This is a genomic window from Acidovorax sp. A79, assembly GCF_041154505.1.
In the GTDB taxonomy this organism is placed as follows: Bacteria; Pseudomonadota; Gammaproteobacteria; order Burkholderiales; family Burkholderiaceae_C; genus Acidovorax.
On record NZ_AP028672.1, the window covers coordinates 4,727,182 to 4,741,290 of the forward strand.

Genomic DNA, 14,109 nt, shown 5'->3' on the forward strand with positions numbered 1-14,109 from the left:
CCATTCCGGAGACCACCGCATGAAACGATCCGACAAGGACCAGCCCCTGATTGACGACATCCGCCTGCTCGGCCGCATTCTGGGCGACGTGATCCGGGAGCAGGAGGGCGTGGCCGCGTATGAGCTGGTGGAGCAGGTGCGCAAGCTGTCGGTGGCGTTCCGCCGCGATGCCGATCAGGAGGCCGACCGCGCGCTCAAGAAGCTGCTCAAGTCGCTCTCGGGCGACCAGACGGTGAGCGTGATCCGCGCCTTCACCTACTTCAGCCACCTGGCCAACCTGGCCGAAGACCGCCACCACATCCGCCGCCGCGCCGTGCACGAGCGCGCGGGGGACACGCAGGAGGGCAGCATCGAGGTGGCCCTGTCGCGCCTGCGCTGGGCGGGTATCGCTCCCAAGACGATTTCGCAGACGCTGGCGGGCAGCTACGTGGCCCCGGTGCTCACGGCCCACCCCACCGAAGTGCAGCGCAAGAGCATTCTGGATGCCGAGCGCGACATTGCCCAGTTGCTGGCCGTGCGCGACGACATCCAGGTGCGTGCCCAGCTGTACAACAGCGCCAAGGACGCGCTCACCCCGCGCGAACTGGCCGCCAACGAAGCCCTGCTGCGCGCCCGTGTGGCCCAGCTGTGGCAGACGCGCCTCTTGCGCTACAGCAAGCTCACCGTGGCCGACGAGATCGAAAACGCGCTCTCTTATTACGAGGCCACCTTCCTGCGCGAGATCCCCAAGATCTACGCCGACCTGGAGAACGAGCTGGGCCAGTACCCCGTGCACAGCTTTCTGCGCATGGGCCAGTGGATCGGCGGCGACCGCGACGGCAATCCCAACGTCACCGCGCAGACCCTGAAATATGCACTGGGCCGACAGGCCGAGGTGGCCCTGCGCCACTACCTGACCGAGGTGCACTACCTGGGCGGCGAGCTGTCGCTGTCGGCGCGCCTGGTGCAGGTGTCCGCCGAGATGGAGGCCCTGGCCCTGCGCTCGCCCGACACCAACGAACACCGCCAGGACGAGCCCTACCGCCGCGCGCTCACGGGCATCTACGCCCGCCTGGCGGCCTCGCTCAAGGAACTGACCGGTGGCGAAGCCGCGCGCCATGCGGTGGTGCCGCAGAACCCCTACGGCAGCGCCGAGGAGTTCCTGGCCGACCTGCGGGTGATCGAAGCCTCGCTGCAATCGCACCATGGCGAGGCCCTGGCGGGCGAACGCCTGCACCCCCTGATCCGCGCCGTGCAGGTGTTCGGCTTCCACCTGGCCACGGTGGACCTGCGCCAAAGCTCCGACAAGCACGAGGAGGTGGTGGCCGAACTGCTGGCCAAGGCGCGCATCGAGCCCCACTATGCGGGCTTGCAGGAAGCCGCCAAGCGCGCGCTGCTCATCAAGCTGCTGAACGACGCGCGCCCGCTGCGCGTGGTGGGCGCTGAGTATTCCGCACACGCAAAGGGCGAACTGGCCATCTTCGAAACCGCCCGCGTGATGCGCGAGCGCTTCGGCCACGAGGCCATCCGCCACTACATCATCAGCCACACCGAAACGGTGAGCGATTTGCTCGAAGTGCTGCTCTTGCAGAAGGAAGTGGGCCTGATGAACGGCACGCTCGATGCCGAGTCGCGCAACCACCTCATCGTGGTGCCCCTGTTCGAAACCATCGAAGACCTGCGCAATGCCGCGCCCATCATGCGCGAGTTCTATGCGCTGCCCGGCGTGGCAGCACTGGTGCAGCGCAGCGGCGGCGAGCAGGACATCATGCTCGGCTACAGCGACAGCAACAAGGACGGCGGCATCTTCACCAGCAACTGGGAGCTGTACCGCGCCGAGATCGCGCTGGTGGAGCTGTTCGACGAGCTGGCCACCAGCCACGGCATCCAGTTGCGCATGTTCCACGGCCGGGGCGGCACCGTGGGCCGGGGCGGCGGCCCGAGCTACCAGGCCATCCTGGCGCAACCCCCCGGCACCGTGCGCGGCCAGATCCGCCTTACCGAGCAGGGCGAAGTCATCGCCTCCAAATATGCCAACCCCGAGATCGGCCGACGCAACCTGGAAACCCTGGTGGCTGCCACGCTCGAAGCCACGCTGCTGCAGCCCACCAAGCCCGCCACCAAGGCGTTCTTGGACGCCGCCGCGCAGCTCTCGCTGGCCAGCATGGGCAGCTACCGCGCGCTGGTGTACGACACCCCGGGCTTCACTGAATATTTCTTCAATTCCACGCCGATCCGCGAGATCGCCGAACTGAACATCGGCTCGCGCCCCGCCAGCCGCAAGGCCAGCCAGAAGATCGAAGACCTGCGCGCCATCCCCTGGGGCTTCAGCTGGGGCCAGTGCCGTTTGACGCTGCCCGGCTGGTACGGCTTTGGCTCGGCGGTCGATGCGTTCGTGAACCTGGAAGGCAAGGACCCCAAGACCCAGCTGGCCCTGCTGCAGAAGATGTACCGCCAGTGGCCGTTTTTCCGCACGCTGCTGTCCAACATGGACATGGTGCTGGCCAAGAGCGACCTGGCGCTGGCCTCGCGCTACAGCGAACTCGTGACCGACGCGCGCCTGCGCAAGAAGGTGTTCACCAGCATCGAGGCCGAATGGCACCGCACGGCCGAGGCGCTCACGCGCATCACGGGCGACAAGCAGCGCCTCACGCACAACGCGGCGCTGGCCCGCTCCATCAAGCACCGCTTTCCGTACATCGACCCGCTGCACCACCTGCAGGTGGAACTGGTGCGCCGCTGGCGCGCGGGGCAGGGGGATGAGCGGGTGCAGACGGGGATTCACATCTCGATCAACGGGATCGCTGCGGGGCTGCGCAACACGGGCTGAGGTCGTCGGCTTCCCTGGGGGCCGCGGTGGCGCCCTTTGCAAGATGCGGGCAGGCCCGATAGCATGGGCCCAGGGGGGAGAGGACACGCGGGCAGATCGCCGGCCGCCTCTTCGGACGGGTGCGGGGAATCTGGGGGCTGCCGGGCAGGCTCCAGGCGGCATCCTCGCGGTCGCTTCAGGGTGGGAGGCATGGCTTGGGCATTGATCTTGCGTTCTGGCGGCTGTTACTGTCCCGGCGGCTGGAGGCCGTGGCGAGGGCCGACGCGATGCGTGCCATTCGCGAAGGGCTGCTCTGGGTCCTGCCGTGCCTGATGGTGTCGGCCGTCCTGCTGGTGCTGTCGGTGCTGGCGCGCATGCTGGGCCTGCCGGCCTCCGTGGCCGACTTGCTGGCGGACCTGCACGGGGAGATCAGCCGCATCCTGCCGCTGCTGATCACCGCCTCCATCGGCTACATGCTGGCCATCCGCCACCGGTTGCCACGCTTGCCGGTGGCCTTTCTGTGTTTCGTCCATGCCGCGCTCGCCGCCTACCTGCTGCGCGGCCATCCGCGGGCGGCGGCCACGCTGGTGCTGTTCATCGCGATTGCCGCCCCGCTTGTCACCGTGCCGCTGATGGCCTGGCTGATGCGGGTGCGCGGGCTGCGGGTCGCGCGCATGGCCCAGGTCAGCGAGAACGTGGAGGACGCCATGAACATGGTGGTTCCCGGCATCGCCACCACCGCGCTGCTGGTGGTCGTTCTGGCCTTGCTGCAGCAGTGGGAGGGGCTGGTGCACTGGCGCCTGCCCATCGATGTGGCCAACCCCGATCAGTCCTATCTCAACGCCGTATTGCTCACGGGCCTGAATTCGCTGCTGTGGTTTTTTGGCATCCACGGCTACCACGCGCTGCAGCCGCTGTTCCAGTCCCTGGACCAGGCCGTGGGCTGGAACGCCCAGGCCCTGTTGGCCGATCAGGTGCCGCAGCATCCCCTGAACGCGGGCCTGCTGGGGGCATTTGCCTTCATCGGCGGCTCGGGCGGAACCTTGTCGCTGGTGCTGGCCGTGCTGTGGCGCGCCCGCAGCCCCGGCCTGCGCCTGCTCGCGCTGGCGAGTCTGCCGATGGCGCTGCTGAACGTGAACGAGCTGCTGCTCTTCGGCATCCCGCTGATCCTGAACCTGCGGATGCTGCTGCCGTTCCTGGCCGTGCCCGCCCTCAATGCCTGCCTGGCGCTGGCGGCCGTGCAGGCGGGCTGGGTGTCCGTGGCCAGCATGCCCATGCCGCTCAATGCGCCGGTCGTCTTCAATGCCTATGTCAGCACCCAGGGCGACTGGGGCGCGGTGGCCCTGCAGCTGGCGCTGGTGCTGCTCGGCGCCTGCCTGTATGGGCCTGCGGTGCGCTCGCTGGAGCGCCACAACGAAACCACCGTGCACCTGCCCGGGCTGGACACCACCTTCACCCGCCTGCAGGAGGAGGGAAGCCTCTATGCGCGCGATCCCGTGGTGGTCGCACAACAAGGCCAGGCACGCCGCGAGGAACTGCTGGCCCAGGTGCGCCGCATGGGGGACTACGAATTCTTCCTGGAGTACCAGCCCCAGGTGTCGCTGCGCACCGGCCGGTGCACGGGCTGCGAGGCCTTGCTGCGGGCCCGCGATTCCCGGGGCCGCGTCCAGCCCCCCGGGGCGTTCCTGGCCTGGCTGTCCGAGGCGGGCCTGATGAAGGACGTGGACCTGTGGGTGGCGGCTGCGGCGCTGCGGCAGTACCGGCGCTGGCGCAACGCGGGCTTCGAGCTGCCCATTTCCATCAACATCACGGGCCCCACGCTCATGTCGCAGGAGCACTGCATCCGTCTGGTGGACCTGATCGCGCCAGCGGCCGGCTGCATCAGCATCGAGCTGACCGAGGATGCCCTGGCCGCGGATGTCTTCGGAATGCGCAACGCCATCGCCCGTGTGCACGCTGTGGGCGCGAAGGTCTCCATCGACGACTTTGGCACCGGCTACTCATCCCTGAGCTACCTGCATGCCTTCGAGGTCGATACGATCAAGATCGACCGCAGCTTCGTGCTCGCCAGCGCGCAGGCGCAGGGAGGGCGGGTGCTGGAAGGCCTGCTCAACTTCTGCCAGGGGCTGGGCTGCGGCATCGTGGTGGAAGGGGTCGAGACCGCCGAGCAGTTGCAACGGCTGCCCCGGACCATGGACCTGGAGGTGCAGGGCTGGTATTTCGGCCGGGCGGTGCCTGCAGACGAGCTTCCCGCGTTCGTGCAGCAGCGCCTGGACCTCAGTCCCCCAGCAACTCCCCCACCGCCTTCAGATCCTCCACCCGATCGCACACCGCCTTGACGGCCATCATCACCGGGATGCCCAGCAGCAGGCCCCACAGGCCCCACAGCCAGCCCCAGGCCAGCACGCTGACGAACACGGCCACGGGGCTCATGCTGCTGGTGCGGCTGGTGAGCCAGGGCGTGAGCAGGTTGCCCACCAGGGTATGGATGACCAGCGACGCGCCGCCGATGGCCAGCGCCATGTCCAAGGTGCCGAACTGCAGGAAGGCCACCAGGGCCGATGCGCCGGTGACCAGGGCCGAGCCGATGTAGGGCGCGAGGTTGAGCACCCCGGCCACCACGCCCCACACGGCCGCGTTCTCAAGGCCCAGGGCCCAGTAGGCCAGGCCCGTGGCCACGCCCACCAGGGCGCTGGTGAGCACCTGCACCAGCAGGTAGCGCTGGATCTGGTTGGTGATGTCTTCCAGCACGTGGATGGTGACCTTGCGCCGTTCCAGGCTGGTGCCCGCGATGCGCAGCAGCTTGTTGCGAAACAGGTTGCCGGAGGCCAGCGCGAAGAAGGTGAGGAAGACCACCACGGTGAGCTGGCCCAGGGCCGACATCAGCCCCATGGTGCCGCTCCACAGGTAGTCGCGGATGTTGAACGGAGGGCGCTCCACCACCACGCGCTGCACGCCCCGCCGGGTGGGGCTGGCGGCGCTGTTTTCGTTGGCGGCCTGCTCGATCTGCGTGGCGGCCTTCTGCACGGTGTCGAGCGGGCTGCTGGTGCCTGCGCGCGCCTTGATGCTGTCGCGCACCTTCTTGGCGGCCACGGGCAGCGAGTCGACGAGCTGCGCGGCCCCGTCGCTCAGCGACCAGGCGGCGCTCGCCAGCCCGAAGACGATGGCGATGAGCAGCACGCCCGCGCCCAGCCAGCGCGGCACGTGGCAGCGCCGCAGGAGCTCGACGGCGGGCCGCAGCGCCGTGGTGAGCAGCAGGCTGAGCATGATGGGGATGAACACGGCGCTGGCCCAGTGCAGCAGCGCCACGCCGGCAAACAGGGCCAGCAGCGCGAGCGAGAGGTTGCGCACGTCCACGGGCATGTGGAGCATGAGCGGGCCGGTGAGGGGTGCGGTGGCTGCGGGCGCGCCGCTTGGCAGTTGCGCAGGCGGTGGGGGGCTGTCTTGGGTTGACCTGGCTTTGGCGGGTGGGGCCGCTTCGGCCGCTTGGGCCGCTGGTGCGGGGCCGTCCGCCACAGGCGCGTGGGGGGGCAAGGTCGGGGCTGCGTCAGCGGCGGGGCTGTCTGGCTGTGGCGGCTCGGCAGCGGGGGCGGGCGGGGATGCAGGGGTGGGCTCGGTCATCATGCGCGGATTGTGATGGGACTCGGGCCTGCTGGGTTGTAGGTCGGGCTGACATGCAGCGTGTCGGCGGCGGGATGCTGCGGTTCGCACGCTCTGGCGGGTGGTTTGCCCGGCGACCCGCCAGCGGTGCCTGTGTGGCAGGGTTCGGCGCCCTGCCCGGTGGCATCAGCACAGCGGCAGCGGGCGCTTCTTGTTGAGTGCATCCACCGTGCCCAGCAGTTGCTGCCAGTAGGTGGGCAGTGACGACCACGAGGCGCCGATGGCCAGATTGGTGGCATAGACCATGCCGGTGTTCAGGCGGGGCCGGTGGGCGTGCTTCACGGCGGCCTGCATGTCGGTGCAGGTGCTGGCGGTGTGAACCAGCATGGCCTGGGCGGTGTTGTCCTTGGCGTAGACCCAGGTGCTGGCGGGCTGGGGGTCTGTGGCCTGGTAGGCGGCGGCATTGCCTGCGTAGGTGACCAACGTGTCGGCCACACCCGCATAGGCCGCTACGGGGTAGGTGCCTGGGTTGCCGATCACGGTGGGCGCGTTGGGCGGCGTGGCGCCTTTGCTCATACCCGAGGCCCGGGCCTTGGCGTAGTTGTAGACGTCCTGAAAGTACGCCAGCCGTGCGCTGTCGGTGGCCATGCCGTCCAGGAAGAAGCCGTCGAGCTGGTCGGGGTAGAGGCGGATGTAGTTGTCGATGGTGGCCTTCACGTCGGCCACCGAGCGCGACCCGCCGCTGCCCGAGGTGGCCACGTAGGCGACGACTTTGTTGGCAGTGCCCGCCACGGCCTTGAAGTCTTTGATGGCCGTAAGCAGGTCGTCGTCAACCTCGGAGTCCGCAGTCAGCACGCCGTCGCTGGCGCTGGCCACGGCGGTGATCTGCACGTCCGGGTAGCTGGCTGCGCCGCTGGTGAGGGTGGCCCAGGGCGACGAGGTGCCGCTGGCGCTGAAATACGCGGGCACCAGCACCTGCAGGTTTTTGTGGGTGGGGCGCACGTAGTACGTGAGGCTGTCGCCCGCCGTGTTGGCGCTGCTGGTGGCCGTGGCGCTGACCTGGAAGGTGGCGCTGGGCGGCAGGCTGCTCACGGTGAGCGTGGTGCTGGCCACGCTGGCCACGGTGGTGGGCGCCACGGGGGAGAAGGTGGCGGCTGCGGAGGGGCTGACAGTAAAGGTGACCACCGTGCCGTTGGGGGCTGCGCCGCCGTTGACGGTAACGTCGGCCGCCAGCGGCTCGGATGCGCCGGGTTCGAGCACGTTCTCGGTGGGCTGCACGAAATGCAGCGTGACGGGCGCGCTCGCGGGCGGCGGCGGGGCGGCCGTGTTGTTGTCCTTGTCCGTGGCACCGCCGCAGCCCGCCAGAGCCGCAGTGAGGGCCATCAAGGACGTGAGGCGGTGGGTGCGGGTTGTGGTGAGCATGGTCGTGACGGAGTGTTGGTATGAATGGGTTGATTGTGAAGGTTCGTGCGGGCGGCTCCAAGGGCTGAAACGGCCGCTTTGACCGGGAAAAACGGCCTTGTTGCGCCGATTGCAGCAGGCGGGCGCCAGTACCATGGCCCACATGCCATCCTTCCTTCACCGCATTCCGGCCGCCGCAGCAGCCTTGCTGTGCGCAGCGCTGCTGGTCGGCTGCGGCACGCTGGACGTGCCGCGTGCCGACAACTACCCCGCCACCGGCCAGAAGAAAGCCCGTGCCGTGCACCACTGGGATGTGCTGGCGGGCGATGTGGCCGGGCGCGTGGCCGAAAAGATCGCGTCCTGGCCCGAGGGCGAATACCCGTTGTACGTCACGGTGGCGGACAACTCCAGTTTCAACCAGAGCTTTCTCAAGCTGCTCAAGGTGCACCTGCTGAACCGGGGCGTGGCGGTGTCCACGGTGCCCACGGCGGTGGAGCTGGAGGTGCAGACGCAGCTGGTGCAGCACGGGTCCGGCTCGCCGCGCGGCCTGCCCGTGCCCATGGCCGGCACCATCATCGGCACTGGCGTGGGCGTGTGGCGCGACTGGGCGGTGCACTATTCCGACCGCACCCTGTTGCCGGGTGTGGCCACGGCCCTGGGCGTGGGGGCGGGGGTGGCGCTGGACATGGCCCAGCTCTACACCCAGGGCGCCGCTGCGGGCGGCCCCACGCGCACGGAGGTGCTGATCACGTCCACGCTCAAATCGCGCGACCGGTACCTGGCTGGCACGGCTGATCTGTACTACATCGAGGGGGCCGACGCGGTGCTGTATCAGCCCGAGCGGCCGCCCGCGCCTGCACCGATGACGCCCGTCAAGACCTGGCGGGTGGTGGCGCCATGAAGGGGCTGTGGACGTCGCAACAAGCTCCCCGGGGCTCACGCGCCGCCAGCTGGTGGGCGGCCGCCGCTTTTGCGCTGGCGGGCCTGCAAGGCTGCGAGACCACCAACCCCATGCACAGCTACTACTACGGCGACCGGGCGGGCGGAATATCGCGCAGCAACCTCATCGAGCTGAATGAACGCGCCACCGATGCGCTGCTGCAGACCGCACCGCTGGACGCCAACCAGCCCGTGCTGGTGGCCACGCTGGTCAGTGTGGACCGGCTCACCGAATCGTCGCGGCTGGGCCGCATCTTCTCCGAGCAGATCGCGGGCCGCATGGTGCACCGGGGCCTGAAGGTGACCGAGGTGAAACTGCGCGAGAACCTGCTGCTGCAGCGCGACCAGGGCGAGCTGCTGCTGTCGCGCGAGGTGCGCGAGGTGAGCCAGGCCCAGGACGCGCAGGCGGTGGTGGTGGGCACGTACGCGGTGTCCACGTCGGTGGTGTACATCAGCCTCAAGCTGGTGAACCCCGTGGGCAACACCGTGGTGGCGGCGCACAACTATGCGGTGCCCATGGATGAAAACGTGCGGGCGCTGCTGGCCGGGAGGTAGCAGGGCGCTCGCAGGCCTCAACCGGATTTGATATTAATTTGATAGCTGCTTGCGCTTGTTTTATAAGCGCAAAGTGCCAATTTGACTTGGATTTTTGAACGCTCGACCCGACCGGGCGAGCCTTACGAACTGGCGCTGCCTTCTCCCTTGCCAGGGATGCCAGGCAAGGGCCGCCCCGCAGCGAGGGCATCGTCCCCTTTCCCGAATCGCGTAGCGGTTCGAGAGAAGGGGGAAGCGGCAAAGCCGCTCGGGGGGATGTACTTAATGCAGCATCAGTGCACCGGCCGTCTTGCTCTTGCCAGCGCGGGCGGGTGGGTTGCACAGGCCACAGGTGAAATGGCGGTTCTCGTACAGCTCGGTCACGAACTGGCCGCTGCACTGGGCGCACTTGGTGCGGGTGAGCATGCCGGCATCCACGAATTTCACCAGACGCCAGGCGCGGGTGAACGACAGCAGGGGTTCGATCTCGGCCGTGGCCACCTGTTCGTTGTACAGGCGGTAGGCCTTGGTCAGCAGCTCCACCGAATCCAGGTCCACGCCCTTGGACAGGTATTCGTAGATGTTCAAAAACAGCGAGCTGTGGATGTTCTCCTGCCAGGTCAGGAACCAGTCGGTGGAGAAGGGCAGCTGGCCCTTCGATGGCGACTTGCCCGCGATTTCCTTGTACAGGCGGATCAGGCGCTCGTACGACAGCGTGGTTTCCGACTCCAGCACCTGCATGCGGGCGCCCATCTGGATCAGCATGGCGGCGCGTTCGATCTGCTTGGATTCGTTCAGAACGCTCTTGGCTGGGGCTTTGGCGGCGGTGGTGGAGGACATGGCGGGCTTTCGGCGAGAGAGATGGAGGGCGTTCGGTGCAAAGGTCTGGCGGTGGGCTCAGAGCACTTCGGACACGCGGCTGGCCATCAGGATGTTGGCGTGCAGCGTGTTGGTGGCCTCGTTGCCCACCTTCTTGGCCGAGTGGTTGGTGAGCAGGCTCCACACCAGGTTGTCGTCCACGCGGAAGCTGCAAAGAAGCGTGTTTCTGGAGGCCAGTTTCATCACTTGCGCCGCCGACAGCGATGCGAGAATATCGGCAGACTCCTCGTTCATGCCCAAGCGGAACACGGCTTCGGCCTTGTCCTGACGGATCAGGGTTTGGGCCAACATCAGGTAGGTGAGGTTGGCTTCGCGGATTTCAGCGAGGATTTGTTCGTTGGTCATGGCAGCTTCCTTTTTTCCAGTGCCGGGTCTTGCGTTGCCTGCTGATTGCAGGTTTTGCGTGATCCGTTGAAATGGATTGTGAAACCGCCCCAATCAGAAATTAAGTCGGGGTTTGGCTGTGCCGCGTGTCTGGTTCTGCGGTGGGCTGTGTAGGAATTTGCCCTACACGCACATCAGGTGCAGGCTGGCATTTCAGGCGGTGGTCGCTGCTGTGGCAGTGGGCCCAGGCTGCCCACTTCTGTTCATGGTTTTGATAGCACCCTCAAAACCATCTTTTTTGCACTTTTACAACCTGCGCTGCCGTGCTGGACGCTGGATCAGCCTTTTTCGACCGGGCGCGTGGGGTCTGAACACCACTCGCTCCAGCTGCCAGCAAACAATGCTGTCGGGCCGAGGCCGGCTATCTCCATGCCCAGCAGATTGGGCACGGCGCTCACGCCGCTGCCGCACTGGTGCACCACGGTGGCGGGGTCACGGCCGCCTAGCAGCGCTTCAAATTCAGAGCGCAGCACGTCAGCAGGCTTGAAGCGGCCATCGGCGGCGATGTTCTCGGTGAACGGGCGATTGAGCGCGCCGGGGATGTGGCCCGCCACCGGGTCCAGCGGCTCCACCTCGCCACGGTAGCGGGCACCCGCCCGCGCATCGACCACGGTCTGGCCGGGCTGCCGCAGCTGGGTCAGCACGTCGGCGGCAGTGGCCAGCCGGCGCAGGGGTTCGCCCAGCTGGAAGTTGGACTGAAAGCGCGCGGGTTCCTCGCCGCTGGCCACCGGGCCGCCCGCGGCCTGCCAGGCCTGTAGGCCGCCATCGAGGACGGCCGCGGCATCGTGGCCCGCCCACTTGAGCATCCACCACAGCCGGCCGCAGTAGTTGGCACCCTGGCGGTCGTACACGACGGCCTGCATGTTGTTGGCGAAGCCCACGCTGGACAGCCACATGGCAAACCGTTCGCGGCTGGGCAGCGGGTGGCGGCCGCCGGACGCGGGCAGGTCGGCTTCCTGCGCGGTGAGCGTGCCGCCGGCGCCGGGCGCGCCGTGCCTGGCGCTCAGGTCGTTGTTGAGGTCGGCGTACACGGCGCCGGGAAGGTGGGCCTGCGCGTACTGCTGGGCGCCCGCGCTGGGATGCATCAGGTCGAAGCTGCAGTCGAACACCATCAGCGGCGCGCCGCTGGCGGCCAGGGCTTGCAGTTCGGGGGCGGAGATGAGGGTCGTGTAGGTCATGGGGTGCGGTCCGGTGCGAAGGGAAAGACGGGCTCCATTGTGTCCAGTTGGAAAGCCGATGGCATGCCCACTTCGTATCAATGTTCTTCGGCCGGCGCACCGGGCGCGGCGCGGGCCCGCAGGATAGTGGCCACGATGCCGCTGCCCACGATGAGGGCCATGCCGATCCAGCCGATGGGCGGAATCTTGTCGCCAAACAGCAGCACGCTGTAGACGGCGGCGAACACGATCCCCGAATACTGCAGATTGGCCACCACCAGCGTGCCGCGCTGGGTCTTGGCGCTGGCGTAGGCCTTGGTCATGCACAGCTGGCCGCCCGCGGCCAGCACGCCGATGGGCAGCAGCCACAGCGCCTGCCAGCCCGGCCAGGCCGAGGTGCCGGTGAACAGCATGGCCACGCCGCCCGCCACCGCCGAGCCGACGGCGAAGTAGAAGACGGTGCGCGACTCGGGCTCGCCCAGGCGCGACAGCGCCACCACCTGCATATAGGCAAACGCAGCCGTCAGGCCCGACATCAGCCCGATCAGGCCGGCAAAAGCCTGGTTCTGGTCCAGGCTGGGGCGCAGCATCAGCACCACGCCCACGAAACCGACCAGCACGGTGAGTACCAGCGGGCCTTGCAGGGCCGGGCGCGGGGTGGCTGGCGAGGGGCGCCAGGCCAGCAGCGTGCCCCCGATCAGGAAGGCGGCGATCCACACGCTGCTCATGTAGTTGAGCGTCATGGCCGTGGCCAGGGGCAGGTGGGCGATGGCGAAGAACCAGGCTCCGAGCGAGGTCACGCCCACCAGGCTGCGCCAGGCGTGCATGCCGGGGTATTGCGTCGCCAGCGTCACCTTTTGCGAGCGCGCCAGCAGCCACAGGATGAACATGCCGATCAGGCCCCGGTAGCACACCAGCTCGGCCGAGTTGAAAAAGTCCGACGCGATCTTGACGCACACGCCCATGCTGGCAAACAGGAACGCGGCCAACACCATCCAGAGGGCTTGCATCGGGTTGTGGTCTCTCGAGGCGCGCCGTGGGGCGCAGAAATGAAAATAGCTGCCAGCGCTTATTTTTTAAGCACTGGCAGCTATTGTAATGAGAGCAGACCATGGTGGGCCTGCGGATTGGCGGGGTTTTGCCGCCGTATTCAGCGTTTTGGCGTGGCCGGGTCGATGGTGTCCGAGCCCATCGCCTCACGGTACCACTCGTGGAAGTGCTGCATGCCGTCTTCCATGGGGCTTTGGTAAGGGCCCACTTCGTTGTCGCCGCGCGCCAGCAGGGCCTTGCGGCCGGCGTCCATGCGTTCGCCGATCTCGTCGTCCTCGATGCAGGTCTCCATGTAGGCGGCCTTTTGCGCTTCGACGAATTCGCGCTCGAAGGCGGCGATCTCTTCGGGGTAGTAGAACTCCACCATGTTCAGCGTCTTGGTGGGGCTGACGGGGTGCAGTGTGGACACGGTGAGCACATGCGGGTACCACTCCACCATGATGTGGGGGTACAGCGTGAGCCAGATGGCGCCGTGCTTGGGCGGCTTGCCCTCCCGGAAGGCGAGCAGGGCCTCATGCCAGCGCTCGTACACGGGGCTGCCGGCCTTGCCCAGGCGGTTGGCCACGCCCACGGTCTGCACCGAGTAGTTCTTGCCGAACTCCCAGCGCAGGTCCTCGCAGGTCACGAAGCTGCCCAGGCCCGGGTGGAAGGGCCCCACGTGGTAGTCCTCCAGATAGACCTCGATGAAGGTCTTCCAGTTGTAGTTGCACTCGTGCAGCTCCACGTGGTCGAGCACGTAGCCCTCGAAGTCCAGGTCGGCGCGCGGGCCCATCTGGGCGAGGTCGGCGGCCACGTCGTAGCCGTTGTCCTCGAACAGCAGGCCGTTCCACTCGCGCAGCTTGTAGTTGTTCAGGTTCAGGCAGGGGTCGTTCGCGAAGTGCGGGGCGCCCAGCAGCTCGCCCTGGGGGCTGTAGGTCCAGCGGTGCAGGGGACACACGATGTTGCCGCCCGCGCTGCCCTTTTGCTGGGTGTGCAGCGAGCCCTTGCCCTTGAGCATGACGGCCTGGCGGTGGCGGCAGACGTTGGAGACGAGCTCGACCCCGCCCTGGGCGTTGCGCACCAGGGCGCGGCCCTCGCCCTCCTGGGGCAGTGCGTAGTAGTCGCCGACGTTCGGCACGGACAGTTGATGCCCCACATAGCGGGGCCCGCGCTGGAAGATGGACTCCAGCTCGCGCTGGAACAGCGCATCGTCAAAGTAGCTTGAAACTGGTAGTTGGCTTGCGGCCTGCTGCAGTTGAAGACTTAAATCAGACATGGGTGACCTGACCTAAAGACTCCCCACAGGGAGGTGCGCCTGGGCGCATCTGGAAAAAAGAAACCGGCTCAGGAGATGAGCCGGCTCGACGGGAATGGGATTATAGGCGGTGGGGTTATTCC

Annotated in this window: 11 protein-coding genes; 4 read left to right on the plus strand and 7 right to left on the minus strand. The window is 67.5% G+C overall.

The window, feature by feature from the left end; all coding sequences use genetic code 11:
• The first annotated feature begins 19 nt into the window (after positions 1-19).
• Together ppc and ACAM51_RS21735 are read left to right on the plus strand one after the other, a co-directional pair.
• Positions 20-2,809: a phosphoenolpyruvate carboxylase gene (gene ppc, locus ACAM51_RS21730; protein WP_369641835.1), complete on the plus strand. Its 2,790-nt coding sequence runs from the start codon at positions 20-22 to the stop codon at positions 2,807-2,809.
• Positions 2,810-3,075: 266 nt separating this feature from the next.
• The gene (locus ACAM51_RS21735; protein ID WP_369643867.1) at positions 3,076-5,127 is read left to right on the plus strand and encodes an EAL domain-containing protein; all 2,052 of its coding nucleotides are present in this window, start codon (positions 3,076-3,078) and stop codon (positions 5,125-5,127) included.
• On the opposite strand, the gene ACAM51_RS21740 is transcribed toward ACAM51_RS21735, so the two are convergent.
• Both ACAM51_RS21740 and ACAM51_RS21745 read right to left on the minus strand, forming a co-directional pair.
• Positions 5,066-6,412, minus strand: a complete 1,347-nt coding sequence (locus ACAM51_RS21740; protein ID WP_369641836.1) for an AI-2E family transporter — start codon at positions 6,410-6,412, stop codon at positions 5,066-5,068. The two genes, ACAM51_RS21735 and ACAM51_RS21740, sit on opposite strands and share 62 nt — an antisense overlap.
• A gap of 162 nt (positions 6,413-6,574) precedes the next feature.
• A complete protein-coding gene (locus ACAM51_RS21745; protein WP_369641837.1) occupies positions 6,575-7,810 on the minus strand; it encodes a spherulation-specific family 4 protein in 1,236 nt (411 codons plus the stop codon).
• 142 nt (positions 7,811-7,952) lie between these two features.
• Between ACAM51_RS21745 and ACAM51_RS21750 the strand changes: the two genes are divergently transcribed.
• Together ACAM51_RS21750 and ACAM51_RS21755 are read left to right on the plus strand one after the other, a co-directional pair.
• Positions 7,953-8,690, plus strand: a complete 738-nt coding sequence (locus tag ACAM51_RS21750; protein WP_228899943.1) for a hypothetical protein — start codon at positions 7,953-7,955, stop codon at positions 8,688-8,690.
• The gene (locus ACAM51_RS21755) at positions 8,687-9,283 is read left to right on the plus strand and encodes a FlgO family outer membrane protein (RefSeq protein ID WP_369641838.1); all 597 of its coding nucleotides are present in this window, start codon (positions 8,687-8,689) and stop codon (positions 9,281-9,283) included. Before ACAM51_RS21750 ends, ACAM51_RS21755 begins: the two co-directional genes overlap by 4 nt.
• Before the next feature lie 261 nt (positions 9,284-9,544).
• Here ACAM51_RS21755 and flhC read toward each other — a convergent pair whose 3' ends face one another.
• From flhC to ACAM51_RS21780, 5 genes are all read right to left on the minus strand, one after another.
• Positions 9,545-10,102: a flagellar transcriptional regulator FlhC gene (gene flhC, locus ACAM51_RS21760; protein WP_218293757.1), complete on the minus strand. Its 558-nt coding sequence runs from the start codon at positions 10,100-10,102 to the stop codon at positions 9,545-9,547.
• Positions 10,103-10,159: 57 nt separating this feature from the next.
• The gene (gene flhD, locus ACAM51_RS21765) at positions 10,160-10,486 is read right to left on the minus strand and encodes a flagellar transcriptional regulator FlhD (RefSeq protein WP_056166924.1); all 327 of its coding nucleotides are present in this window, start codon (positions 10,484-10,486) and stop codon (positions 10,160-10,162) included.
• A 317-nt stretch (positions 10,487-10,803) separates the two neighbouring features.
• Positions 10,804-11,703 carry a sulfurtransferase gene (locus ACAM51_RS21770; RefSeq protein ID WP_369641839.1) on the minus strand — a complete coding sequence of 300 codons (900 nt, stop codon included), beginning with the start codon at positions 11,701-11,703 and terminating at the stop codon, positions 10,804-10,806.
• Between the two features lie 77 nt (positions 11,704-11,780).
• Positions 11,781-12,692, minus strand: a complete 912-nt coding sequence (locus tag ACAM51_RS21775; protein WP_218293761.1) for a DMT family transporter — start codon at positions 12,690-12,692, stop codon at positions 11,781-11,783.
• A gap of 140 nt (positions 12,693-12,832) precedes the next feature.
• A complete protein-coding gene (locus tag ACAM51_RS21780; protein WP_218293762.1) occupies positions 12,833-13,987 on the minus strand; it encodes an aromatic ring-hydroxylating dioxygenase subunit alpha in 1,155 nt (384 codons plus the stop codon).
• Between the last annotated feature and the right edge of the window lie 122 nt (positions 13,988-14,109).